Annotated in this window: 1 protein-coding gene; it reads left to right on the plus strand. The window is 61.1% G+C overall.

What is annotated here, in order from left to right:
• The coding region (locus KZZ07_RS26670; protein WP_219519947.1) for an integrase core domain-containing protein at positions 1-422 on the plus strand (422 nt) is incomplete at its 5' end.
• Positions 423-465: the final 43 nt, after the last annotated feature.

Raw genomic sequence — 465 nt, forward strand, 5'->3', positions numbered from 1 at the left:
AGCGGGTCGTGGACATGCTGGAGCGCGTTGCCCGCGAGCGTGGATACCCCGATATCCTGGTCGTCGATAACGGCCCGGAACTGCGCGGTCGCGCGATGGACGGCTGGGCCGATGATCACGGCGTCCAGCTGTATTTCATTGACCCCGGCAAACCGACCCAGAACGCCTATATCGAAAGCTTTAACGGGCGATACCGCGAGGAATGCCTGAACCAGCACTGGTTCACCAGCATCGGCGAGGCCCGCGAGATCATCGAAGAGTGGAGGATCGATTACAACACAGAGCGTCCGCACAGCAGCTTGAAGTATCAAACACCGGAGGAGTTCGCAGCCGCGAGGCCCTTCGACAAGACGCAATGGGCGCAGCCGCTTGAGCTACTTGATGGCTCCGCGCCTGCGCCCATTGCTCACGCCGCCGAATGATGGCACGCAAAAGGGGAACAAGCTCGACTTACGACTGGCCCTG

Origin of the sequence: Mameliella sp. CS4 (genome assembly GCF_019392335.1) — a bacterium.
Taxonomy (GTDB): Bacteria; Pseudomonadota; Alphaproteobacteria; order Rhodobacterales; family Rhodobacteraceae; genus Antarctobacter.